We start from the raw sequence: 22,500 nt of genomic DNA on the forward strand, positions 1-22,500 counted from the left end.
AACAGACACGCAGGGAGGCTCGCGGATGGATTATGAACGGCTGATCGACGAAGAGACCTGGGACTTTATCCAGAAGACCGGGGAGCACTACCCTGATGACGCCGTTGAAATGACCATTGAAGAGCAGCGCCTGATTTATGACTCCATGGCACGCGAGTTCCGGGTGCCGCGTCCGGATGTGGTTTCGGTCATGGATACCTCGGCTAACGGGGTGCCGGTCCGGGTCTACACCGCAGGCGATCCGACCCGCACGGTGCTGTTCTGCCATGGCGGCGGTTTTGTGGTTGGCGGGCTCGACAGCCATGACGATGTCTGCGCCGAGATCTGCGCCCAGACCGGTTACCGGGTAGTGGCCGTGGATTACCGCCTGGCGCCGGAGCACAAGCACCCGGCCGGTTTCGAGGACGCCTGGACCGCCTTGGAATGGGTGGAGGCCGCTTATGGCACCGGCATTGTCCTGACGGGCGACAGCGCGGGTGCGAACCTGTGCGCTGCGGTGGCGCATCATGCGCGTGGCCGGACAGAGGCAATCCTGGGGCAGGTGCTGATTTATGGCGCCTTTGGCGGCGATGTGAACCAGGGATCCTATATCGAACATGCCAAAGCGCCGATGCTGACCCGCGAGGATGTGCTGTTTTACATGGATATCCGCACCGATGGCGCGGCGCCGAAAGATGATCCGCTGTTAACACCGCTTACCGACAGCGATTTTGCAGGCCTGCCGCCGACAGTGCTGGTGACGGCTGATTGCGACCCGGTGCGCGATGACTCCCGCGATTACAGCGATCGCATTCTGGAGGCCGGCGGCAAGGCGCATTGGATCAACGAGCCGGGCCTGATCCACGGATATCTGCGCGCCCGCCACAGCGTGGGCCGGGCGCGGGACAGTTTTGAGCGGATCTCGGTCGCGATCGAAGCACTGGGGCAGGGGATCTGGAGCTACGATGACGAGGCGCCCTAGCCGGCAACCTCACGGCATTGCTCCTGTACCAGCGATGTATCCAGCCAGCCGCCGCTGGTTGCTTGCCAATCCGGGCCGGAGGTTGTGACATAGGTCCAGCTGCCAACCGGGATGTGTGAATAGCTGACATAATCTCCGGCAACGATCTGCCCGACCAGCGGTGCATCCGGACGGTGTCCCGCGCGCAGGCCGGTCACCGGACCCAGCCAGCCCAGGCAGGCGCTTTCAAATTCGTCACGCACAGGCAGGTCCCACAGCTGGTGCCTGAGGAACAGATCGTCCAGGTCCAGATAGGTCTGTTTGTTGTTCACCCGGCAGCCGAACCGCGCCTCCATCTCCTTGACCAAAGCCACCATCCGCCCGGAGTGCGGCGGCAGGGATACGGATTTGCCGATGCAGTCGCCGTTGTCGAACACCGCCCGGCCCAGCGGCGAGCCGAAACAATACCCGGCCCGGTCGATAACAGCGTTTCTGGTGAACCAAAGGTCGTGACAGGCATCGCTGGCCAGTACCGGGGACGCCAGCAGGCACAGCGCGGCAGCAAAAGATTTCATGGCAATCCTTCCTGATCAACAAAACGGCGGCTGAGGGCCATCCTAGCACACAACCGCCGATTTCGCGTTACTTCAGGAACGGTTCTGCCTTCATGGTGCCGGCAATGGGGGCGCCCAGCCGTTTCAGGATGGTCGGCGCCAGCTGGCGCTGGTCGATCACAGCGTCATGATCGGGGCCTTCGGCATCACCAAAGTAGTACAGTGCCGTTTCCTGCTGCAGGGCGCCGCGGCCGCCATGGTGGCCGCGTTCGTCCTGGCCGTGGTCTGCCGTCACGATCACCTCGTACCCCAGGCCGCGCCAGCGGGTGATGAAAGGGGCCAGCATCTCGTCCATCACGAAACAGGCGTGGTCCATTTCCTGGCAGTCGTGGAAATACCGGTGGCCCATGCTGTCCAGGGTGCAGGTGTGCAGCATCCCGTAGTCCAGGCCAAATCGCAGGCAGAGGTTGGTCAGGGTGCCGAACAGGTCGACATCCGACGGGGTCATCTGATTATCTTTGCCGTAGCCGGTCATGGAATGAAACCGGCCATGGTTGATGGTCTTGCTCTCGGGTTCGTCGTATTCGATGTCGCGCACGTAATCGAACGGGTGCCGGTTGAAGAAGGACGACCAGTAGCTGTGCGCCACAGCCCCGGTCACGCCGCCCGCTTCGCGCACCTGGGAGAATACGTCCTTTTCCTTCAGCCGGAACACATTGGCATTGCCGGTGCAGCCATGGATGGCAGGCGCCACACCGGTGTGGATCGAGGCATAGCAGCTGGCCGAGATCGACGGCAGCACAGCGCGCAGTTTCCAGACGCGGGCATCGCCGCTGTCGACCCAGCCTTCGAGGTTGCCGAACAAGCGGCGGAAGTTTCGCCACGGCACGCCGTCCAGAATGATGAGCAGGAGTTTGTTGTCCATTCGCCGAATCCCTTTTTCGCGCAGACTTGGTGCCGTATCATCGTGACGGTTTCTTGAATTGCCATTCAAAAAACGAAAGGATGGTCAGAAACCGGCATTTCGGCGGGAAGTTTCCTGGCTTTGCCGGGGAGAGGCCGGGCCGGGCTTAGAATGCGGTGGCAAGGACATAGACGCCGGCAAGCAGCAGGAGCCCGCCAGTGGAGTTAGCAAACAGGCGCGGGTTGCGGACATGCTTTTCCGCCAGCACATAAAGCGCAAGCCCGGCAATCCAGTAGAGGTTCATGATGCCGCCGGCAAACAGCAGCAGCATCAACGCCCAGCAGCAGCCGAGGCAAAAAACGCCGTGATGGGCGCCCATCAGTACAGCACCATCCAAACCTGTGCGGTTATGCGCGGTCAGAAATTGTACCGGCATCCGGCAATGAAATAGGCAGGCGTGCTTGTAGGGGGTAAACTGATAGGCGCCCGCCGCCAGCAACAACGCACCGCCAAGCGCGCGGCTGCTGAGCGACATCATGGGACCATAAGAGAGGCCCCACGATTCCAGCCACCATTGCAAGCTGGTGGCGATAATTGAAAAAACGGCCCAAGCCAGCAGATAACCGCCAAGAAACGCCAGACTCAGCAGCGGTGCCTGCTGCGGGCTGGAGCCGGCTTTCTTGATGGCCGTGTAGAGCAGCAGCACAGGCGCGGCACTGGGGGTCATCATGGCGACCATCATGATCCACCACATCAGGAAGATCAGCCCGGTATAGGCAGGCGTCCAGGCATCGTTCGCGCCCATCTGCATCGGTGCGCCAATCGGTCCGGCCATCCGTGTCATTTCTACCGCGGTCATGGTCATGCCAACGCCAAAAACAGTGTAAAACACGCTAAGCAGCACGATCAGGGCCACGGCGCCCAGCACCACTGCCTGGTCGTGGCGCGCCAACCGTTCCGCTGTTCCCTTTATGCGCAGTACCGGTGCCATGACCATCTCAGGCCGCGCGCTCAACGCCTCTGCCGGTCAGGTGCAGCTCGGCGATATGGGCGTGGGTTGCGCTGTTCTTGTCCAGGCTGATCGCTGCGTTGCGTGTCACGGTCGAACCGCTGGCCATGGCGGCCTCGGTGAATTCGAAGCCTTTCGGCAGCGCGATGCTGACGAAATGCGGATCCCCGGAAACGATATTGGCGATCGGCTGCACTTTGGTTTCGGCGTAATCGCCAACCTTGGCCGACCCGGTGCCGGTTTCGCGATCATAGTCCAACGAGATCGCGGCATGCAGCGTTTCGTGCTTGGTCGGGCTTGTCAGGCTGAACACATAGAACATGGTAGCGAATTCATCGGTGTCTTCGCCTGTCATGATCGCCTCCAGCGCGGCCCGCTGATCCGCGGTGGCGCGTTCGTCGATGATCATCTGCATCTGGCCGTTGCCCTCGTGCACGGCGCCCGGCCATTTATAGATCACCGCCGCATAAAGCCCGTCCAGCTGGACGCTGCCATAATGCCCCTTGTCGATACGGTAGGTCAGCATGGCTTCGCATGTGCCGTCCGTGGGCAGCTGTGAGAACTGGCACGGACACCCCGGATTGCAATTGCAGTTGCCGATTTCCTGTCCGTGAATGGCCCAATCTGTCATAGCAGCGCCTCCAGCCTTTTGCAGTCAAACAAAACTGCCCGATGACTTCAGGTTGGCCTGCAAAGCAAAAACAGCTGCACTCAGAAACAGAACATTATTTGCGGCTGGACCCGCCGCATTTCCCCGGTCCCGTCAAACTATCACAAAATGTCGAAGGCAGAAAAGAAAAAGCCCCCGCCCGGAACCGGGCAGGGGCGTATGACATAGTAAAAGATTACGGGATCAGTTGCCGGCGCTTTCCATCTTGCGGTGGGCGATCACCTCTTCCAGCCAGCCCAGCTTCATCTCGGGGACGGAACTCAGCAGCAAGTCGGTGTAATCGTCAAATGGCGGGCTCAGCACTTTGGACTTGCCGCCGTAGCGCTGCACCTTGCCCTGGTACATCACCGCGATGTTGTCGGAGATGGCGCGCACGGTTGCCAGATCGTGGGTGATGAACAGATAGGCCACATCCTCGATCTTCTGCAGGTCCAGCAGAAGCTTCAGGATGCCGTCCGCCACCAGCGGGTCCAGCGCCGAGGTGACCTCGTCGCAGATGATCATCTTGGGCTTGGCCGCCAGCGAACGGGCAATGCAGACACGCTGCTTCTGGCCGCCCGACAGCTCCGCCGGATAACGGTCCATGAATTTTTCGCCCAGCTCGATCTCGTCGAGCAGTTCGATGATCCGCTTCTTCTTTTCCGCGCCGCGGATGCCAAAGTAGAACTCCAGCGGACGGCCGATGATGGTGCCAACGGTCTGGCGCGGGTTCATCGCCACATCCGCCATCTGGTAGATCATCTGCAGCTCGCGCAAGTCCTCGCGGCTGCGCCCTTTGAGGTCGCCCGACAGGGTGCGGCCTGCGAATTCGATCTCACCCTCGCGCGGGGGCAGAAGCCCGGTGATGACGCGGGCCAGGGTGGATTTTCCGGAACCGGATTCGCCCACCACCGCCAGCGTCTGGCCGGGATAGAGATCAACATTCACATTGTGCAGCACGTCGAACTGGGTGCCCTTATAGCGCGCGGTGATGTTCCTCACGCTCAGCACCGGATCGGGCGTCGGGGCCTTTTCCTCGTGTTCGATGGAGCGGACCGAGACCAGCGCCTGGGTGTACTCCTCCTGCGGGTTGTTGATGATCTGGTCAACGGGGCCGTATTCCACGGTGTTGCCCATCTTCAGCACCATGATGTCGTCGCTCACCTGCGCCACAACCGCCAGGTCGTGGGTAATGTAGAGCGCGGCAACGCCGGTGTCGCGGATCGCTTCCTTGATTGCCATCAGCACGTCGATCTGGGTGGTCACGTCGAGCGCGGTTGTCGGCTCGTCGAACACCACCAGATCCGGCTCCGGGCACAGCGCCAGCGCGGTCATGCAACGCTGCAGCTGGCCGCCCGACACCTGGTGCGGGTAGCGTTCGCCGATATTGTCCGGATCCGGCAGGCCCAGCTTGGCGAACAGGGCGCGGGCGCGGGCTTCGGCGTCCTTGCGGGAGAACTTCTTCTGCTCCACCGCGGCCTCGACCACCTGGTCCATGATCTTCTTGGCCGGGTTGAAGGAGGCTGCCGCCGATTGCGACACATAGGTCACCTCGGCACCGCGCAGGCGCCGGATGTCCTTGTGACCGCTCTTGAGGATGTCTCGGCCGTTGACCCAGACCTCGCCGCCGGTGATCTGCACGCCGCCGCGGCCATAGGCCATGGACGCGAGACCGATGGTCGATTTGCCGGCACCGGATTCACCGATCAGCCCCAGCACCTTTCCGGGCGCAAGATCAAAGCTGACCCCGTGCACGATCTCGATATCGCGGGGGCGTTCGCCCGGCGGGTAGATGGTCGCGCCGATTTTCAGGTCGCGGACTTTCAACAGGGCATCGCTCATCCGCGGCCTCCTTTCAGCGATGTGGTCCGGTTCAGCACCCAGTCAGCAACAAGGTTGACCGAGATCGCCAGAGTGGCGATGGCAAAGGCCGGGATCAGGGCTGCGGGAATTCCGTAGACGATGCCCTCCTTGTTTTCCTTCACGATGCCGCCCCAGTCAGCCTCAGGCGGCTGCACGCCCAGGCCCAGGAAGGACAGGGTTGAGACAAACAGCACCGCAAAAATGAACCGCAGGCCCATTTCGGCAATCAAAGGCGACAACGCGTTGGGCAGGATTTCGCGGAAGATGATCCAGGCGGTTTTCTCGCCGCGCAGACGGGCTGCCTCGACATAGTCCATGACCTCGATATCCACTGCGACGGCACGTGCTAAGCGGAAGACGCGCGTCGAATCCAGAAGCCCCATTACAACGATGAGGATCGGGATTGTCACCGGCATCACAGACAGCACGACAAGCGCGAAGATCAGCGTCGGGATAGACATGATCAGGTCGACGAAACGCGACAGTACCTGGTCCACCCAGCCGCCCATGACCGCAGCAAAGAAGCCAAGGACAGAGCCAAGCGTGAAGGATAAGATCGTTGCAGCGGTTGCCACAAAGATGGTTGTCCGCCCGCCATAGATCATGCGCGACAGCAGATCCCGGCCGATGTTGTCGGTACCAAGAAGGAATTCGCCGGACGAAGGTTCCCAAACATCGCCGACGATTTCGGCCATGCCGTGGGGGGCAATCAGCGGGGCAAACAGCGCCGCGAGAAAGTAGAGGGCCGTGAAGAACAGCCCGATCATTGCAGAAACTGGGATGTTCTTCATTTCGGGTGCCTCAGGCGCGGGTTGGACAGGATCGAAACCACATCAGCGATCAGGTTCAGGCCAATGTAGACGGCGGCAAAGATCAGGCCGCAGGCCTGCACAACAGGAACGTCCCGCTTGGATACGTGGTCCACAAGATACTGGCCCATACCCGGATAGGTGAACACAACTTCGATCACCACGACGCCGACCACCAGATAAGCCAGGTTCAGCATGACAACATTGACGATCGGCGCAACCGCGTTGGGGAAGGCATGACGGTAGATCACCTGAAAACCGGACAGGCCTTTCAGCTCGGCGGTTTCGATATAGGCCGACTGCATCACGTTCAGAATTGCGGCGCGGGTCATGCGCATCATATGTGCCAGCACAACAAGCGTCAGCACCGCCACAGGCAATGCAATGGAACTCAGTTTCTCGAGAAAGCTCATGGAGTCATTGATCATCGATACCGAGGGGAACCAGCGAAGCTTCACTGCAATCAGGTACATCAGCATGTAACCGATCAGGAACTCCGGGATCGAAATCGAGGCCAGTGTTACGGCAGAAATCAGTTTGTCCGGCCAACGGTCTTTGTAGCGGACAGCGAGAAGGCCAAGGAAGATTGCAAGCGGCACCGCAACAACAGCAGCCCAGAAGGCGAGGAACAGAGTGTTGCTCAGGCGCTGGCCGATGCTTTCAGTAATGCTGCGCCCATTTGTCAGGGCAGTTCCCAAGTCGCCTTGCAGTGCGTTGAACAGCCACTCGAAATAGCGTTGCACGGGAGGATCGTTCAACCCAAGCTCAGCCCGCAGGTTTGCGAGGGCTTCGGGCGTGGCAGACTGGCCTAGGATCGACTGGGCCACATCACCTGGCAGAATCATCGTGCCTGCGAAAATCAGCGCTGATACCGCAAGCAGGAGAAGAAGGCCCAGCGCAATGCGCTGGGCCACAAGTTTCAACGCCGGTCCCATATCAAGCAGCGAGCCACATTTTCATGGGAGCGTAGAAGTTGTTGAGTTCAAAGCCCTGTTTGGCATCGACCCAGCCGCCCACTTCGGTGCTGACACCATCAACAAAATCGTTGAACATCGGGCAGATCAGACCGCCCTCGTCGCGCAGGATGGTCGACATGTCGGCATACATCTGAGTCCGCTTGCCTTCGTCCAGCTCGCCCCGTGCTGCAACCAGCATCTGGTCGAATTGCTCGTTGTTGAAGCGGGTGTCGTTCCAGTCCGCGGTCGACAGATAAGCGGTGGTGAACATCTGGTCCTGGGTCGGCCGACCGCCCCAGTAGCTGGTGCAGAACGGTTTATTGTTCCAAACTTCCGACCAGTAGCCGTCGTTGGGCTCGCGCTTGATTTCCAGGTTGATGCCTGCAGCGCCGGCGGACTGCTGGAACAGAGCCGATGCATCCGGAGCACCCGGGAAAGAGTTGTCCGACGTGCGCAGCAGGACCGAGCCGTCAAACCCGGATTGCTTCAGGTGGAAGGCCGCTTTGTCCGGATCGTATTCGCGCTGCTCCAACTGGGTGAAGAGCGGGTAGGACGAGTTGATCGGAGTGTCGTTGCCGACCGAACCGTATCCTGACAGGATTTTGTCGACCAATTCCTGACGGTTGATTCCGTATTTCAGCGCCAGCCGCAGATCCTTGTTGTCGAAGGGGGCGGTGTTGGTGTGCATGATGAACACGTAGTGGCCAGGACCCGAAGTGGTCTGAACATTGATGTTCGGTGCACGGTCAACCAGTTTGGCAGTCCGCGGCGGCACCCGGTTGATCATATGGACCTGACCGGACTGCAGGGCCGCGACACGGGCGGTATCGTCATTGATGACGATTAGTTCGATCGCCTCAGCGTGGCCCAGCGAGTCGTCCCAGTAGTTCGGGTTCTTCTCGGCCACAAAACGCACACCCGGCTCGACCGACTTCAGAATGTAGGGGCCGGTGCCGATGCCGGCAGCCGGATCGTCCTTGCCGCCGTCGGGCTGGATCGCCAGGTGATAGTCAGTCAGCAGATACGGCAGGTCGGCGTTGGGGGTGTCCAGCTCGACAATGAAGTCGTTGCCTTCCGCACGCATCGCCTTGATACCGCGCATGATGCCCAGAGCGCCGGACTTGGTGTCTTCGCCCGAGTGGCGGTCCATGGTCGCCAGCACATCGTCTGCAGTCAGTGTTTTGCCGTTGGAGAAGGTCACACCTTCGCGGATCTTGAAAGTCCAGACGCGGGCGTCCGCGGAGGCTTCATAGCTTTCGGCCAGACGCGGCCAGATGCCGCCCTGCGGGTCGAGTTCCAGCAGCGGCTCGCCCCACAAACGGGTCACCTGGCTTGCGGTTGCGTTTGCACCCAGGGCCGGGTCAAGGCTGTCCGAGGCGCCGCCGCCCTGAATGCCGACCTTGATGGTGCCGCCTTTTTGCGGGCCGGCGGCCTTGGCTGCGCCGGACAGCAGCAGGTTTGCGGACACAGCGGTAAAGCCCAGTGCAGCGGCTTTGCCCAGGAAGTCACGGCGCGTCAGTTTGCCTGCCACGGCCTGACTGGCCAGATACTGCATATGCTTGTTCATTGATTTCTCCCGATTGATTGCGGTGCTGCAAGCACCCGTTTTTTGATTGGTGGTTCAAGATTTGCGCATTTACTGCCACCTCGCAAGCGTTATTCGCCAAACCCTTGGCAGGGGGGAACGAGCACTTGCGAGGCTGGATAAGGGGGTGTCGTCTTTTTCAGGTAAGGTGCCGTTTTCAGGGGTAATGTCGCGTGTAAATCAAAAAAACATCCGGAATGCGACAAGAAATTTTTGTGCTCCGGAATGACGGAATTTTTATGAATCTGCCACGATCGCGCACGCCACCGGGTTTGAATTCGAAGAGAATCGATGCTTTGAGGTCGAAAAACGTCTTCTGCACCGCAAAAGACCAATTCCTGACCTTTTCCCGCAGCGGCAGGCGGGATCGTCCGGGCCAATCCCTAAGAACGGTTTGCGGCATGCCAGAAGGCAGCCCGTTGGCGCCGGATCAAAGCTGTTCTGTGTCCATCCATACCGTCACCGGGCCGTCATTCAGCAGCCGGACCTTCATGTCGGCACCGAACTGTCCTTTTGCAATTTTCAAACCTAGCCGGGACAATTGCTCCGCAAAATACTCATACAGCCGTTCGCCTTCGGCAGGCGTAGCAGCAGTGGAAAACCCCGGACGGTTGCCGCGGCGGGTGTCGGCGGCCAGGGTGAATTGGCTGACCACCAGCGCACTGCCGCCGGTATCCAGCACCGAGCGGTTCATCTTGCCGGCCTCGTCCTTGAAGATCCGCAGCTTGGAGATTTTGGCTGCCAGCTGATCCGCCTGCGCCTCGCTGTCGCCGTCCATGGCGCAGATCAGGATCAGCAAGCCTGCGCCGATTTCGCCGATGGCCGTGCCCTCAACGGTGACCGAGGCCTCGCTGACCCGCTGTATCAATGCCCGCATGACTGCTCCTTGTGCTGAATAGTTCCGGCCGCTGCGCCGTCTGTCCGCCGGTCTGCAAGAACTCTAGCCCCTTTGCAATGCAGAGGCGGGGTGACAGGCAGTAATCATCCGGTGCGGGTCCGGGTTTTTGCGGCGGATCAAGGCGCCGCCGCGGCGCCAATGGTAAAATGGGATGTAAGCAGAAAGGAGGCTGAACAATGGTGGAAAAAACCGAACATGGCGGCTTTTGGCCGTCGCTGTATGATCCCTTCCGCGGTTTTGGCGCCCGGCTGGCCGATTGGCTGAATCCGGCCGCTGAAGCGTCCTCGGGCAAAGAGGCCTATGATATCGCGATGGAACTTCCGGGTGTCGCGCTGGAGGATCTGGAACTGACGGTGGACAATGGCGTGCTGACAATACGCGGCGAAAAGAAGACGCAGACCGAAAAGACCGGTGACACGTGGTACTTCAGCGAACGTCAGTATGGAGCCTTCCGCCGCTCGTTCCGGCTGCCGGAGGATGCGGACGGGCAGACGGCCTCGGCCCGGATGGAGGATGGCGTGCTGCACATAGCGGTGCCGAAGAAGGCACTGGAACAGACCGAAACGGCCCGCAGGATCGAGATCAGCAAAGGCTGACAGAGAGGCCGGGCTTGGTTCCTGTGCAGATCCGGGGAAAGGAACCGGCCGGTTCAGGAAGGGGGGCGATTGCGCCCCCTTCCGTTTTGGAGCAGGCACTATTGCTGACTGGCCAGCAGCGCGATCCCGGCGCCGGCCAGCAGGGCCAGCAGCACGGCAAAGGCTATTTTCCAAGCCGAGTATGGCCGCTCGCCCTGTACGCGCCCGGATTGCCCGTTGACCACAAAGCGGTAAGTTTTACCACGGTATTTATAGGCCGCCAGCCAGACCGGCAGCAGGATGTGTTTGAACGTCACCTCCGAAACCTGGGTGTCAATACTGCCGATCCGCTGGCGGTCGCCGCCGATGTCAAAACGCACATCACGCTCAATCACCCGGTCCATCTTCTGGCCTGCCTCGGCAAAGCCGGTTTCCAGATCCACGGTGTAAGCCTCGGCCCGGAAACCCGCCAGGTATTGCGGCTGGTATGGTTCCAGCTGAGACAGATCCCAGGGTTCCAGCGCCTCGGTATAGCGTTTGGGCAGGCTGTTGGAGGCCAGTACCAGCACATCGTCAAAGAACCGCTGCACCCGGCCTGACACCGGCGTCCAGCGTACCTTGGACACCTTCCGGGTCCTGGTCTCGCCATCCTGCTGGTAGGTCTCGGTCACGTAATAAACCGTGCCGCGCTGACCGGAATAGCGGCTGCGGGTCTGGGCGTCATAGGTCCAGTAGGGCACATAGATACCCTGCATCCGCCGCCCCTTGCGGGCGTATTCCCTCAGGCCGCTGGGCGCAAACCACAGGCCGCCCAGCCAGTTGGTCATTGCCATATGCGCGGCGCGTTCGGGCATTGCAAAGGGCAGCACGCCCTTGGGTTTGATATGCCTGCTTTCGCCGGTTCCAGTGACCACCGGTGTGGCGCAGAACGGGCATTCCTTGGCATGGGTATCGGGGTCGAACTCAACCTGTGCTGCGCAATTGGGGCAGGTGGAAACACGGGTCACTTCGATCTCCGCCTCTGGCAGCCGGTCTGCGGCGGCGGCGGCGAAGTCCAGTTCCTGAAGCGCAGTCCCTTTCCATGGCCCGCTGCGGATGCTTTCGGAATGCCCGCAGTGGCCGCAGGTCAGGGTGCCCGCGGCCGGGTCATAGGAGTAATCCGCACCGCATTGTTCACAAGGGAAGCGATGAGTTTCTTCCTCGGCGGCGGGCATGGTTTCAGCGGGCGGCGGCGGGGGCATCGTCACTTGCGGCAACCTGTCAGGTAAGGGGTCAGGGGATGGGGCGGGCAGCAAACCGCTTGGGGGTTGCTGCCCCGGCGCGACGTTATCCGGCAGGCGGCGGGGGAGGCGGCGGCAGGATGGTGAACAGCTGCGCCAGCTCCATCACATCGCCGGCCCGCTTCCAGCCATCCTGGCCCGGGGTCCAGACATGGCTTTCCCGCGTCAGCGTGCCGTCCTGCGCCATCCGTCCCATTCTTGCCTTTGAGTAGGGGCCGGAGGTCTGTCCGTCCGCCGCAATGTGCCAGACATGCTCGACCGGCGGCGGTGGCGGAGCGGCAGGCGCGGCCTGCGGGGCTGCGGCAGGCGCTGCCGGTGCGGCAGCAGCGGGGGCGGGGCGGGCGCCCCAGGGGCCTGCGGGCTGACCCGCTGCCCCGTTGCCGAACTGGTTGCCCATCTGCTGGGCCATCGCGAACCCCATGCCCATTCCCATGCCGCCGCCCATGCCGCTGTTCGGGGTTTGCGCTGCAGCGGTCATTGCCTCAGCTGCGGAAAATTGCGTGTACCGGCCCAGATCACCCAAAACGCCCATCTGGGTGCGCTTGTCCATCGCTTCTTCCACCGCCGGCGGCAGCGAGATGTTTTCAATGTACAGTTCAGGGATCATCAGGCCGTATTCGGCGATTGTGCCGGAGATCTCTGCCGCCACCAGCTTGCCCAGGTCCGCGGTATTGGCAGCCATATCCAGCACCGGAATGCCGGAGCCAGCGATGACGCGGGAGAACTCCTGAACGATGATGTTGCGGATCTGATAGGAAATCTCGTCCATGGTGAATTCACCATCGGTGCCGACGATCTCGGTCAGGAACCGCGCCGGGTCAGCGACCCGCACGGTATAGCTGCCAAAGGCCCGCAGCCGCACCGGGCCGAATTCCGGGTCGCGGCAGATGATCGGATTCTTGGTCCCCCATTTCAGGTCGCTGAACCGGGTGGTGTCGACAAAATAGACTTCCGATTTAAACGGCGACTGGAACGCGTGGTCCCAGTGCTGCAGCGTTGTCATCACCGGCATGTTGTTGGTCTCAAGCATGTAAAGACCGGGTGTGAACACATCCGCCAGCTGACCCTCATGCACAAACACCGCCGCCTGGCCCTCGCGCACCGTCAGCTTGGCGCCGTATTTTATCTCATGGCCCTCGCGCTCAAACCGCCAGACCATGGTGTCATGGGTGTCATCCACCCAATGGATGACGTCAATGAATTCGCCTTTGAGAAAATCGAAAATACCCATCTGTCAGGTCCTCTTTCTTTGCTGGCCTACAGTTCCTGGCCCATCGCCTCGCGGGCGAGAATGCGGATCACCGGGCGGGCCTCGTCGGCGCCCATCCCTGTTTTCAGTCTTGGATCATACAGCATCTGCAGCAGTTTTTCGTCAAAGCTGGTCAGCAGCGCAAATTCATCGTCGTCGTTAAAGATCGAGGGCCGCGCCCGCGGGCTGTCATTCCTGAGACCGAGCCCTTGCGCGACTTCCTCATGCACGCAGCTTTTGCGCACCAGATCGGGATGTTCAGCGCGGATCAGCGCCACGCCGCGGGTATAGGACAGGGGGTCGCTTTGCGGCCCGCCGGCAACCACAAGGCAGTAAAAACTGCGGGGCGGGGCAGCCAGCAGCGACAGGTCTTTGGCGCTGATCGAAGGCAGCAGCTCGCGCACCCGCTCAGCGACAAATGCGCTGTCATCAAGGCTGGCAAAGATCACGTAAAAGTTCGCCCGGGACGCCACCGTGCTGACCGGATGGCTGGTAATCCGGGCCAGCCGTGCGGCATAGGCGGTGACTGTTTCCTTGTCCGCCGCCCGCTGGACCGCCGGCACCGAGGGGCCGAATTCGGCTGCGATCCGCACCGGCCCGGCCCAGCGGCCCAAGCCGCCGGAAATGCCCGATCCGCCGTATTCGTCATAAAACGCCAGCGCCTCGAAACTTTCGGCCAGGTCCTCGGCATCATAGGGCGTGTCCGGGCCGCCGCCATCGGTGCGCAGCAGCCCGCGGGTCAGCAGGTCGCGTTGCAGGGCATTGTAGTAATAGGCCAGCTGGGCGCTGTCGGCAGAGGGTTTGTAGACCGCAGGTTCAGGCACTGCGGGTCGGGCCTGCGGCACCAGTGATTCCGGCTGGGCAAAGGGCAGGCAGGCAGACAGGGCAGCCAGCCCGGCCAGGGCGGCTCCGCTCTTCCAGACGGCTTTTGTTGCCTGCACGCCTGCCACTCCGCTCAGGTCGGCACAGCGGTGCCGGCGTTGTCGCCGACCCCGTCGCGGCGCGACTTGGCAGAGGCCAGCGTATCGCGCAGCTCAGCTTCCATCTTCTGCAAGTCCGCCTCGGCAGCGGCGCGTTTGGCTTTGCCTTCGTCAGCGATCCGCAGGCTGTCCTGAATGGTGCCGATCAGGTCGGCATTGGCCTGCTTTACTGCTTCGATGTCAAAGACGCCGCGCTCCATCTCCTGCCGGATCATCTCGTTCGACTGGCGCAGATTGGCTGCGTTGGATTTCAGCAGTTCATTGGTCAGGTCATTGGCGTCACGCACAGCGGCGGCGGCCTGGGCCGAACGCTGAATGGTCAGCGCCTGGGCCAGCTGGGTCTCCCACAGCGGCACGGTGTTCACCAGGGTTGAGTTGATTTTGGTGACCAGCGACTTGTCGTTCTCCTGCACCAGCCGGATCGAGGGCAGCGACTGCATGGTGACCTGGCGGGTCAGTTTCAGGTCATGCACCCGGCGTTCCAGGTCGTCGCGCGCGGCGCGCAGGTCGCGCAGCTCCTGCGCCTTCATCACCTGGTCATCTTCGGGTGCTGACTGCACTTCGGCTTCCTTTGCGGGGATGGCGGTCCCGTCCAGCTCAGCCAGCTTGGCCTCGCCCGCAGCGATGTACAGCGCCAGCTCGTCATAGAAGCTCAGCGTTTTCTCGTAGAGCATATCGAGAGACTTAATGTCTTTCAGCAGGGTGTGCTCGTGTCCCAGCAGATCGTCGGTGACCTTGTCGATCTGCCCCTGCACGGTTTCATACCGCGCGGTGAATTTGGCAAAAGGGGCTGCCTTGCCCAGCAGGCGCTCCCAGAACGACGGCTTGCGGCGGATGTCCAGTTCGGACACTGAAAAGCCGCGGATGGTGGTCACGATATTGCGTAAGGAATCGCCCGCAGGCCCCACGTCCTTGTTACGCACATCGGCTAGCATCGCCTGGCTGATCGTCTGCAGTTCGCTTTGCGCGGCCGAGCCGAAATGAATGATCGAATTGGTGTCGCCCATGTCGATCTGATCCATCCGCACCCGGATCGCTTCGCTGGTGGGGGCGTCGGCCTGCGCCAGCGGCTGGATGTCTGCGGCAGGTTCGGGCAGTTCGATCGCCGTGACCTCATTGACCAGGGCCTCGGCTTGGGCGGCTTTCTGTTGCACGGCTTCGGACATGAACGGCTTCCTCGCTAATCAGTTTTGGTCCAGATGGACCCCTTCACGCTGCAAACGGTCGCGCAGCACATCAATTTCAATGGTCAGATCCGCACGGTCCTCGACCAGCATCTTGCGGGTGCGCGCGGCAAAATTCTGTTCCAGATCATCCAGCAGCGCCAGATAATCGGTGCGGGCCTGGGCGTCCTGGCTGCGGGCGTAGATATCGGCGAATTTCACCGTCGCGTCGCGGGCGCCCTGCAAATACACGGTCAGATACTTGCGCGCCGCGGTCAGGTCGCGCGGGTCTTCCTCGACCGTGCGGAACAGGTCGCGGGCTACCGCCTGAAACTGCTCTACCCGGGCTTCGACCTGGCGGTCACGGGCGCGCAGAGCGGCGTCGGTCATCGCAGCAAGGCTCATTTCCGCCTCGTCCACCGCACGGGCGACACGGGATTGCTGGAATTCATCGATGCCCTCGGCGCCTTTGTCCTGCAGCGGGTCGATCCCGAATGCGGTCAGGTAGAGGCCAAGCGTTGCGGCGCCATAGATAACTGCGGTCAGAACACCGGGCTCGGCCTTCCACGCCGCCAGCGCCGCGCCTGTGCCTGCCAGCAATGCGGCCAGGATCTTGCGGGGCAGGGCGGGTTTGCGGGCCACCTTACGGGCGGCAAAGGCGGCCTCGGCCTTCAGTCCTTCGCGCAGCAGGAAGGCGCCGCCGGTCCACAGGCCTGCGCCTGCCAGCCCCAGCGCCAGCCCTATTGCTCCGTCGTTCAAGGACAAAAGCGTCAGGATCGCGGGCGGCACAAACATCAGGTTGGCGCGCATGCCAACAGGATCTACTTGCGCATTGCGAAAGGATTGCGCGGGCTTTGCGGGCTGCTGCGCGGGTTTTCCATCGGGGCTGTATTTGCCGCCGTAACGCTGTGCCATGGGATCAGCCCCCTACAATCCAGCCGGTGCTGAGGCCAAGCATCAGGATCAACAGGGCAGCATAGGCAAGTTTCTGCACGCAGGTCCCCCCAGAACGGCCAGCAAAGATTAACTGATTGGAAATCTAGGGGATAGCTGGCGGTGTTGCTAGGGGGAAGTCTGCGGGAAATGGCTCAGCGGCGGGGATTCTTGCCGATCGGACGCTTTCCGCCCCCGCGCTGAGCGTCCCCGCCGCCGCGGGGGGCTGACGGCTTGCCGGAGGGTTTGCCCGGTTTCCCTTGCGCTTTCTGCCCGGGTTTTCCACCCGGTTTGCCCATTGGTTTTCCTGCCGGTTTGCCGGCTGGTCTGCCCATCGGTTTGCCGCCAGGCTTGCCTGCAGGTTTGCCGCTGCGCGAACGAGTCGGGCGGGTTTCGGGCTGTTCTTCTTCCGGAGCAAGCCCCAATTGGTCGCGTACCACGCGCGAGCGCAGCTCCTCGACTGCACCGGGTTTCAGCTCGCCCAGCTGGAACGGGCCGTATGAAATCCGCAGCAGCCGGTTCACGTTGAAGCCGATATCCTCCATCGCGCGGCGGATCTCGCGGTTCTTGCCTTCCCGCAGGCCCACGGTCAGCCAGGCATTGGCGCCCTGCTGGCGGTCCAAGGCAACGGTCATCGGCTGAAATCGCTCGCCCTCGATCACCAGGCCCTGGCGCAGCGGGGCAAAATCTTCGTCCTTGGGGCGGCCGTTGATCCGCACCCGGTAACGGCGCAGCCAGCCGGTCGAGGGCAGTTCCAGCTTGCGCTTGATGCCGCCGTCGTTGGTCAGCAGCAGCAAGCCTTCGGAGTTGATATCAAGCCGCCCGACCGTCATCACCCGCGGCATGTCTTCGGGCAGCTCGTCAAAGATCGTCGCGCGGCCCTTTTCGTCGCTGTTCGAGGTGACCAGTCCGATCGGCTTATAGTACAGCCACATCCGCGGCGCTTCGGCCTCGGGCAGGGGCTTGCCATCGACGCTGATCCGGTCCGCCGCAGTCACGTTCAGCGCCGGGCTGTCGATCTTCTCGCCGTTCACTGACACACGGCCCTCGGCGATCATCCGTTCAGCCTCCCGGCGCGAGGCGACGCCTGCGCGCGACAAAACCTTGGCGATGCGGTCGCCCTCGGGGGCGGCGCCGCCGGCAGGGGCGGCGGCTGCAGCTTTGCGGGGCTGGGATTTCGGGCCGGGTTTGCCCTTGGGGGATGCGGGTGCTTTGCTCATGTGCGTGCCATAGAGCATTCCGCCGCCTTGCGAAAGCGCGCAATCGCGGGCAGGAAGGGGCATGGCATTCAAATCGCATATGGACAAGGCGCTGGAGCAGGCGCGTGCCGCGGCAGACCGCGGCGAGGTGCCGGTCGGCGCGGTGCTGATCGCACCGGACGGGCAGGTCGCGGCGCTGGCGGGCAACCGCACCCGCGAGCTGAGCGACCCAACCGCTCATGCCGAGATCCTGACGATCCGGGAGGCCTGTGCCGCGCTTGGGGGCGAACGGCTGACCGGCTTTGATCTCTATGTGACGCTGGAACCCTGCGCGATGTGTGCCGCCGCCATTGCCGCTGCCCGCATCCGCCGGGTTTATTACGGGGCTTCCGATCCCAAATCCGGCGGTGTTGCGCATGGCGCATGCGTGTTCTCCCATCCCCAGGCGCACCACGCGCCCGAAGTTTATGACGGCATAGCCGAAGGCGAGGCCAGCGCATTGCTCAAGGACTTCTTCGCGGGCAAACGCTAAGCAGATAACGATAATTTTCCGCCCGGCTTTTGGTGATTGCAGAATTAGGTCATTTGTCCTATTCAAGGTGTAGGTCATTTGTCCTAGGGGTTTGGATGGCGCAGGAAACAACCAGAGACCGGATTGCAGAAGCCGCCGATCAGCTGTTCTATGAACGCGGGTTCGAGGTGACGTCATTTGCGGACATCGCTGCTGCGGTTGGCATCTCGCGCGGAAATTTCTACTATCATTTCAAGACCAAGGACGAGATCCTTGAAGCGGTGATCGCGCGCCGCATGGCCAGTACCCGCACCATGCTGAAGGATTGGCAGGCGGAGGTCAGCAGCCCCGGGCAGCGGATCGCCTGCTTTATCCGCATCCTGATTGCCAATCAGGCCAAGATCGCCCTCTACGGCTGCCCGGTCGGCACGCTGGTGGCGGAACTGGGCAAACTGGACCACGCCGCCCGGGATCAGGCCAATGCCATTTTCACCCTGTTCCGCGATTGGCTGTGTTGCCAGTTTGAACGGGCGGGCTGCGGCGAAGCGGCGGACGCCCTGGCCATGCACCTGCTGGCCCGCAGCCAGGGGGCGGCAACGCTGGCGCAGGCGTTTGGCGACGTGGAATTCATCAATAGAGAAGTGGCGCTGATGCTGGATTGGCTCGGCGATCAGCTGCCAGGGGATCACCCTGCCTAACACTCATCATAGGAGACACGCATGTATTTTATTTTGCTTTCATTCGCGGCGCAGAAGGACCACCTGGCCGAATTCCTGGAGGGCCACAAGGCCTGGCTGAAACAGGGGTTCGAGGACGGGGTGTTCCTTGCTGCCGGGTCCATGACCGATGGCGAAGGCGGCGCGATCCTCGCCGTGGGTGAAGGCGAAGAGGAACTGGCCGCCCGCGTCGCGCAGGATCCATTTGTGAGCGGCGGCGTGGTGGAGCCGGAAATCATCGGCGTGGCGCCCACCATGATGGACCCCCGGCTTGACTTCCTGCGGGGCGGGGAATGAGCAGCACCATCATCGCCGCCGACGGCCATCCCCGCTGCACCTGGAGCGCCTCGGCGCCGGACTTCCTGCGTTACCACGACGAGGAATGGGGCTATCCGGTCGGCGACGACATCCGATTGTTCGAGAAGGTCTGCCTGGAAAGCTTCCAGTCCGGTCTCAGCTGGCGCACCATTCTGGACAAGCGCGAGAATTTCCGCGCCGCCTTTGCCGGTTTTGATTTCTATGAGATGGCCGAATTCGGCGAACGGGACGTGGAGCGCCTGCTGCAGGACAAGGGCATCATCCGCCACCGCGGCAAGATCGAAGCGGTGATCGACAACGCCGCCCGCGCCCAGGAGCTGGTGGCTGAGGCCGGCTCGCTTGCGGCGTTTTTCTGGAGTTTCGAGCCAAGACCAGAAGATCTTCCGGAACCGCAGACCGCCTCAACCAGTCCCGATTCGGTGGCCCTGTCCAAGGCGCTGAAGAAACGCGGCTGGAAATTTGTCGGCCCCACCACGGCCTTTGCCTTCATGCAGGCAATGGGTTTGATCAATGACCATGCCCGCGGCTGTATCTGCCGGGAGAAAGCGGCTGAAGCGAGAAAGACCTTTACCGCGCCACGGCTGGAAACGTCTGACTGACGGCGTCTGAGTGAAGCGCAACCGCGCCGGGCCGCAGGCCCGGCGCCCGGCCCGACAGGTGCAGAACTGCAACGCAGATCCTGCGCCGGGCGGGAGTGCCCCGGTGCGTCCCAAAATAGCTACAGTTCGATTGCTTTCATCACCTCCGGTTCAATGACCTCGACCCCCGGCAGCCCCTCAATCAGATCCGATGCGTCCTGCTCCAGGATCGGGAAGGTTTTGTAATGGCAGGGGATCACCGTCTTGAAACTGAAATAGCGCTTGGCGGCATAGGCTGCTTGTTTCATGTCCATGGTGAAATGCCCGCCTGCAGACAGGATACCGATATCGGGTTTGTAGTAATCCCCCATCCAGTCCATGTCGGCCATGATTGCAGTGTCGCCGGACAGGTAGACAGTCTTGCCCTCCGCCATCAGCATGTAGCCCACTTCCGAGCCGCCGGTGCGCAGGCCGTCCTGGGTGTTGAAGGTCGAACTGTGCGAGGCAGGCACCATCGCAACCTTCACCCCATCCAGATCCACTGCGCCGCCCTTGTTAAAACCAATGGTCTCCACCCCTTCGGTTTCGCCCCACAGCCCCATCAGGTCGTATTGCCCAGCCACCGGCACCTCCAGCCGTCTTGCCAGCGGCAGCACATCCACCACATGATCGAAATGCACATGGGTCAGCAGGATATGGGTGGCGCCCGCAATTGCGGCCTCATGCCGGTCCTCCGGCAAAACCGGATTGCCGCTAAGCCAGGGGTCGACCAGCAGCACCCGGCCTGCGGCCTCAATGCGGAACGATCCGTGTCCCAGCCAAATGATCTTCATCTCAAATCTCCTCCCGTGGCTTTTGGCCGAAGCCTAACAGGCTTGCTGCGAAATGGAATTGAAGCCTGCGGATAATTTGCCCGCCTGCCGGGCTGGCCAGGCGAGGACGCAGCGAACGTCCCTTGCAGGCTTGCAGGCGGGGCGGTGCGGCGGTAAATGCCTCAGTAACACCAGATGAGGGTTCCCATGTCGATTGACCAAAGCACCGCCGCCAAGGTGGCCAAACTGGCCCGGATCAAGGTTGAAGACGCAGCACTTCCGGCGCTGGCGGACGAGTTCAACACGATCCTGGGCTTCATCGAACAGCTGAACGAAGTGGATGTGACCGGCGTCGAGCCGATGACCTCGGTCACCCCGCAGCGCCTCAAGCGCCGGGTGGATGAAGTCACCGACGGCAGCCAACAGGACAAGGTGCTGGCCAATGCGCCCGATGCCCGCGAAGGCTTCTTCGCAGTGCCCAAAGTGGTGGAGTAAGAGACATGAGCGATCTGAACAAACTGGGCCTGGCAGAGGCCCGCGACGCGCTGCGCAAAGGCGATACCACCTCTGTTGAGCTGACCGAAGCCTGCCTCAAGGCGATTGACGCCGCAGATGCGTTGAACGCCTTTGTGCACAAGACCCCGGAGATAGCGCTGGACCGCGCCCAGGCGGCAGACGTGCGCATCAAGGCGGGCGGTGCCCCTTCCATGTGCGGCCTGCCGGTCGGCATCAAGGATCTGTTCTGCACCAAAGGTGTGCCGTCGCAGGCCGCTTCGGGGATTCTGGAAGGCTTCAAGCCGGAATATGAATCCACTGTCTCGCAAAAGCTGGCTGATGCCGGTTCCGTCATGCTGGGCAAGCTGAACATGGACGAATTCGCCATGGGTTCGTCCAACGAGACCTCGGTTTACGGCAATGCCGTCAGCCCCTGGCGCCGCGGCAATGATGACGCACAGCTGACACCGGGCGGCTCCTCCGGCGGCTCGGCCTCGGCTGTGGCAGCAGACCTTTGCCTGGCAGCAACCGGCACCGACACCGGCGGCTCGATCCGCCAGCCCGCAGCGTTCACCGGAACTGTCGGCATCAAACCGACCTATGGCCGCTGCTCGCGCTGGGGCATTGTTGCCTTTGCCTCCTCGCTGGATCAGGCCGGCCCGATGACCAAATCGGTCCGCGATGCGGCGATCATGCTGGAAGCCATGTGCGGCTATGACCCCAAAGATTCGACCAGCGCCGAACTGGCGGTGCCGGATTTCGAGGCGATGCTGACCGGCGACATCAAGGGCAAGAAAATCGGTATCCCCAAGGAATACCGTATGGACGGCATGCCGGGCGAGATTGAAAAGCTGTGGTCCGATGGCGCCGAAATGCTGAAGGCCGCGGGCGCCGAGATCGTTGACATCTCGCTGCCCCACACCAAATACGCTTTGCCTGCCTATTATGTGATTGCCCCGGCTGAGGCGTCTTCGAACCTGGCCCGCTACGACGGTGTCCGCTATGGCCAGCGCGCCGCGCTGAAGGCTGGCGACGGCATCACCGAGATGTACGAAAAGACCCGCGCCGAAGGTTTTGGTCCCGAGGTGCAGCGCCGGGTGATGGTTGGCACCTATGTGCTGTCGGCAGGATTCTATGACGCCTATTACAACCGCGCCCGCCGCGTCCGCACTCTGATCAAGAAAGATTTCGAGGACGTCTTTGCTGCTGGCGTCGATGCGATCCTGACCCCGGCAACCCCGTCGGCGGCCTTTGGTCTCGGTGAGATGACGGATGCGGACCCGGTGCAGATGTATCTGAACGACGTCTTTACCGTCACTGTGAACCTGGCAGGCCTGCCGGGGATTGCAGTGCCTGCGGGGCTGGATGCCCAAGGCCTGCCGCTGGGTCTGCAGCTGATCGGCAAGCCCTGGGATGAGGGCGATCTGCTGAACACTGCCTATGCGCTGGAGAATGCAGCAGGCTTTGTAGCCAAGCCGCAGCAATGGTGGTAATGCTCTGCTCAATGAGTTGAGCAGAACTGAC

The 22,500-nt window shown here is 61.9% G+C and carries 24 protein-coding genes; 8 read left to right on the forward strand and 16 right to left on the reverse strand.

The window, feature by feature from the left end:
• Positions 1-25 precede the first annotated feature (25 nt).
• Positions 26-961, forward strand: coding sequence for an alpha/beta hydrolase (locus tag ETW24_RS06990; RefSeq protein ID WP_129370357.1), 936 nt, complete (start codon positions 26-28; stop codon positions 959-961).
• Here the strand turns inward: ETW24_RS06990 and ETW24_RS06995 are convergent.
• The 9 genes from ETW24_RS06995 to dtd form a co-directional block, all read right to left on the reverse strand.
• Positions 958-1,515 (reverse strand): DUF4453 domain-containing protein, encoded by a 558-nt coding sequence (locus tag ETW24_RS06995; RefSeq protein WP_129370358.1) that lies wholly within the window; start codon positions 1,513-1,515, stop codon positions 958-960. The two genes, ETW24_RS06990 and ETW24_RS06995, sit on opposite strands and share 4 nt — an antisense overlap.
• Before the next feature lie 67 nt (positions 1,516-1,582).
• Positions 1,583-2,419 (reverse strand): alkaline phosphatase family protein, encoded by an 837-nt coding sequence (locus ETW24_RS07000; RefSeq protein WP_129370359.1) that lies wholly within the window; start codon positions 2,417-2,419, stop codon positions 1,583-1,585.
• A gap of 145 nt (positions 2,420-2,564) precedes the next feature.
• Positions 2,565-3,389 carry a DUF2182 domain-containing protein gene (locus ETW24_RS07005; protein ID WP_129370360.1) on the reverse strand — a complete coding sequence of 275 codons (825 nt, stop codon included), beginning with the start codon at positions 3,387-3,389 and terminating at the stop codon, positions 2,565-2,567.
• A gap of 7 nt (positions 3,390-3,396) precedes the next feature.
• Positions 3,397-4,038 carry a DUF1326 domain-containing protein gene (locus ETW24_RS07010; protein ID WP_129370361.1) on the reverse strand — a complete coding sequence of 214 codons (642 nt, stop codon included), beginning with the start codon at positions 4,036-4,038 and terminating at the stop codon, positions 3,397-3,399.
• Positions 4,039-4,260: 222 nt separating this feature from the next.
• Positions 4,261-5,898 carry an ABC transporter ATP-binding protein gene (locus ETW24_RS07015; RefSeq protein WP_129370362.1) on the reverse strand — a complete coding sequence of 546 codons (1,638 nt, stop codon included), beginning with the start codon at positions 5,896-5,898 and terminating at the stop codon, positions 4,261-4,263.
• Positions 5,895-6,710, reverse strand: a complete 816-nt coding sequence (locus ETW24_RS07020) for an ABC transporter permease (protein ID WP_129370363.1) — start codon at positions 6,708-6,710, stop codon at positions 5,895-5,897. The genes ETW24_RS07015 and ETW24_RS07020 overlap by 4 nt, the downstream gene beginning before the upstream one ends.
• Positions 6,707-7,663 carry an ABC transporter permease gene (locus ETW24_RS07025; protein ID WP_129370364.1) on the reverse strand — a complete coding sequence of 319 codons (957 nt, stop codon included), beginning with the start codon at positions 7,661-7,663 and terminating at the stop codon, positions 6,707-6,709. Before ETW24_RS07025 ends, ETW24_RS07020 begins: the two co-directional genes overlap by 4 nt.
• Position 7,664: 1 nt before the next feature.
• Positions 7,665-9,251: an ABC transporter substrate-binding protein gene (locus ETW24_RS07030; protein ID WP_129370365.1), complete on the reverse strand. Its 1,587-nt coding sequence runs from the start codon at positions 9,249-9,251 to the stop codon at positions 7,665-7,667.
• Between the two features lie 448 nt (positions 9,252-9,699).
• Positions 9,700-10,146: a D-aminoacyl-tRNA deacylase gene (gene dtd, locus ETW24_RS07035; protein WP_129370366.1), complete on the reverse strand. Its 447-nt coding sequence runs from the start codon at positions 10,144-10,146 to the stop codon at positions 9,700-9,702.
• Between the two features lie 197 nt (positions 10,147-10,343).
• Here dtd and ETW24_RS07040 point away from each other — a divergent pair, with 197 nt between their 5' ends.
• Positions 10,344-10,763 (forward strand): Hsp20/alpha crystallin family protein, encoded by a 420-nt coding sequence (locus ETW24_RS07040; protein ID WP_129370367.1) that lies wholly within the window; start codon positions 10,344-10,346, stop codon positions 10,761-10,763.
• A gap of 98 nt (positions 10,764-10,861) precedes the next feature.
• Here ETW24_RS07040 and ETW24_RS07045 read toward each other — a convergent pair whose 3' ends face one another.
• From ETW24_RS07045 to ETW24_RS07070, 6 genes are all read right to left on the reverse strand, one after another.
• A complete protein-coding gene (locus ETW24_RS07045; RefSeq protein ID WP_129372863.1) occupies positions 10,862-11,983 on the reverse strand; it encodes a TFIIB-type zinc finger domain-containing protein in 1,122 nt (373 codons plus the stop codon).
• A gap of 85 nt (positions 11,984-12,068) precedes the next feature.
• Positions 12,069-13,253, reverse strand: a complete 1,185-nt coding sequence (locus tag ETW24_RS07050; protein ID WP_129370368.1) for an SPFH domain-containing protein — start codon at positions 13,251-13,253, stop codon at positions 12,069-12,071.
• 26 nt (positions 13,254-13,279) lie between these two features.
• The gene (locus tag ETW24_RS07055; RefSeq protein ID WP_254695720.1) at positions 13,280-14,221 is read right to left on the reverse strand and encodes a DUF2927 domain-containing protein; all 942 of its coding nucleotides are present in this window, start codon (positions 14,219-14,221) and stop codon (positions 13,280-13,282) included.
• Between the two features lie 5 nt (positions 14,222-14,226).
• A complete protein-coding gene (locus ETW24_RS07060) occupies positions 14,227-15,417 on the reverse strand; it encodes a toxic anion resistance protein (protein WP_129370369.1) in 1,191 nt (396 codons plus the stop codon).
• Between the two features lie 18 nt (positions 15,418-15,435).
• Positions 15,436-16,329, reverse strand: a complete 894-nt coding sequence (locus ETW24_RS07065) for a 5-bromo-4-chloroindolyl phosphate hydrolysis family protein (RefSeq protein ID WP_129370370.1) — start codon at positions 16,327-16,329, stop codon at positions 15,436-15,438.
• A gap of 173 nt (positions 16,330-16,502) precedes the next feature.
• Positions 16,503-17,567: a pseudouridine synthase gene (locus tag ETW24_RS07070; protein WP_205877374.1), complete on the reverse strand. Its 1,065-nt coding sequence runs from the start codon at positions 17,565-17,567 to the stop codon at positions 16,503-16,505.
• 61 nt (positions 17,568-17,628) lie between these two features.
• Here ETW24_RS07070 and ETW24_RS07075 point away from each other — a divergent pair, with 61 nt between their 5' ends.
• From ETW24_RS07075 to ETW24_RS07090, 4 genes are all read left to right on the forward strand, one after another.
• The gene (locus tag ETW24_RS07075) at positions 17,629-18,078 is read left to right on the forward strand and encodes a nucleoside deaminase (protein ID WP_129370371.1); all 450 of its coding nucleotides are present in this window, start codon (positions 17,629-17,631) and stop codon (positions 18,076-18,078) included.
• A gap of 95 nt (positions 18,079-18,173) precedes the next feature.
• A complete protein-coding gene (locus tag ETW24_RS07080; protein ID WP_129370372.1) occupies positions 18,174-18,755 on the forward strand; it encodes a TetR/AcrR family transcriptional regulator in 582 nt (193 codons plus the stop codon).
• 21 nt (positions 18,756-18,776) lie between these two features.
• Positions 18,777-19,070 (forward strand): YciI family protein, encoded by a 294-nt coding sequence (locus ETW24_RS07085; RefSeq protein WP_129370373.1) that lies wholly within the window; start codon positions 18,777-18,779, stop codon positions 19,068-19,070.
• Positions 19,067-19,690 (forward strand): DNA-3-methyladenine glycosylase I, encoded by a 624-nt coding sequence (locus ETW24_RS07090; protein WP_129370374.1) that lies wholly within the window; start codon positions 19,067-19,069, stop codon positions 19,688-19,690. The genes ETW24_RS07085 and ETW24_RS07090 overlap by 4 nt, the downstream gene beginning before the upstream one ends.
• 119 nt (positions 19,691-19,809) lie before the next feature.
• Here the strand turns inward: ETW24_RS07090 and ETW24_RS07095 are convergent, their stop codons facing one another.
• Positions 19,810-20,502, reverse strand: coding sequence for a metal-dependent hydrolase (locus ETW24_RS07095; RefSeq protein ID WP_129370375.1), 693 nt, complete (start codon positions 20,500-20,502; stop codon positions 19,810-19,812).
• Between the two features lie 186 nt (positions 20,503-20,688).
• Between ETW24_RS07095 and gatC the strand changes: the two genes are divergently transcribed.
• Entirely contained in the window at positions 20,689-20,976 is a 288-nt protein-coding gene (gatC, locus tag ETW24_RS07100) for an Asp-tRNA(Asn)/Glu-tRNA(Gln) amidotransferase subunit GatC (protein WP_129370376.1), read from the forward strand.
• Positions 20,977-20,981: 5 nt separating this feature from the next.
• A complete protein-coding gene (gatA, locus tag ETW24_RS07105) occupies positions 20,982-22,469 on the forward strand; it encodes an Asp-tRNA(Asn)/Glu-tRNA(Gln) amidotransferase subunit GatA (RefSeq protein ID WP_129370377.1) in 1,488 nt (495 codons plus the stop codon).
• The last annotated feature ends 31 nt before the right edge of the window (positions 22,470-22,500 follow it).

Source organism: Leisingera sp. NJS204, from assembly GCF_004123675.1.
Classification (GTDB): Bacteria; Pseudomonadota; Alphaproteobacteria; order Rhodobacterales; family Rhodobacteraceae; genus Leisingera.

Coding starts and splice junctions, on each gene's coding strand:
- ETW24_RS07015 (WP_129370362.1), bottom strand. CDS start 5,898: ATGAGCGATGCCCTGTTGAAAGTCCGCGACCTGAAAATCGGCGCGACC.
- ETW24_RS07090 (WP_129370374.1), top strand. CDS start 19,067: ATGAGCAGCACCATCATCGCCGCCGACGGCCATCCCCGCTGCACCTGG.
- ETW24_RS07080 (WP_129370372.1), top strand. CDS start 18,174: ATGGCGCAGGAAACAACCAGAGACCGGATTGCAGAAGCCGCCGATCAG.
- ETW24_RS07050 (WP_129370368.1), bottom strand. CDS start 13,253: ATGGGTATTTTCGATTTTCTCAAAGGCGAATTCATTGACGTCATCCAT.
- gatC (WP_129370376.1), top strand. CDS start 20,689: ATGTCGATTGACCAAAGCACCGCCGCCAAGGTGGCCAAACTGGCCCGG.
- gatA (WP_129370377.1), top strand. CDS start 20,982: ATGAGCGATCTGAACAAACTGGGCCTGGCAGAGGCCCGCGACGCGCTG.
- ETW24_RS07075 (WP_129370371.1), top strand. CDS start 17,629: ATGGCATTCAAATCGCATATGGACAAGGCGCTGGAGCAGGCGCGTGCC.
- ETW24_RS07005 (WP_129370360.1), bottom strand. CDS start 3,389: ATGGCACCGGTACTGCGCATAAAGGGAACAGCGGAACGGTTGGCGCGC.
- ETW24_RS07065 (WP_129370370.1), bottom strand. CDS start 16,329: ATGGCACAGCGTTACGGCGGCAAATACAGCCCCGATGGAAAACCCGCG.
- ETW24_RS07010 (WP_129370361.1), bottom strand. CDS start 4,038: ATGACAGATTGGGCCATTCACGGACAGGAAATCGGCAACTGCAATTGC.
- ETW24_RS07020 (WP_129370363.1), bottom strand. CDS start 6,710: ATGAAGAACATCCCAGTTTCTGCAATGATCGGGCTGTTCTTCACGGCC.
- ETW24_RS07060 (WP_129370369.1), bottom strand. CDS start 15,417: ATGTCCGAAGCCGTGCAACAGAAAGCCGCCCAAGCCGAGGCCCTGGTC.
- ETW24_RS07095 (WP_129370375.1), bottom strand. CDS start 20,502: ATGAAGATCATTTGGCTGGGACACGGATCGTTCCGCATTGAGGCCGCA.
- ETW24_RS07045 (WP_129372863.1), bottom strand. CDS start 11,983: ATGCCCCCGCCGCCGCCCGCTGAAACCATGCCCGCCGCCGAGGAAGAA.
- dtd (WP_129370366.1), bottom strand. CDS start 10,146: ATGCGGGCATTGATACAGCGGGTCAGCGAGGCCTCGGTCACCGTTGAG.
- ETW24_RS06990 (WP_129370357.1), top strand. CDS start 26: ATGGATTATGAACGGCTGATCGACGAAGAGACCTGGGACTTTATCCAG.
- ETW24_RS07030 (WP_129370365.1), bottom strand. CDS start 9,251: ATGAACAAGCATATGCAGTATCTGGCCAGTCAGGCCGTGGCAGGCAAA.
- ETW24_RS06995 (WP_129370358.1), bottom strand. CDS start 1,515: ATGAAATCTTTTGCTGCCGCGCTGTGCCTGCTGGCGTCCCCGGTACTG.
- ETW24_RS07070 (WP_205877374.1), bottom strand. CDS start 17,567: ATGAGCAAAGCACCCGCATCCCCCAAGGGCAAACCCGGCCCGAAATCC.
- ETW24_RS07040 (WP_129370367.1), top strand. CDS start 10,344: ATGGTGGAAAAAACCGAACATGGCGGCTTTTGGCCGTCGCTGTATGAT.
- ETW24_RS07000 (WP_129370359.1), bottom strand. CDS start 2,419: ATGGACAACAAACTCCTGCTCATCATTCTGGACGGCGTGCCGTGGCGA.
- ETW24_RS07085 (WP_129370373.1), top strand. CDS start 18,777: ATGTATTTTATTTTGCTTTCATTCGCGGCGCAGAAGGACCACCTGGCC.
- ETW24_RS07025 (WP_129370364.1), bottom strand. CDS start 7,663: ATGGGACCGGCGTTGAAACTTGTGGCCCAGCGCATTGCGCTGGGCCTT.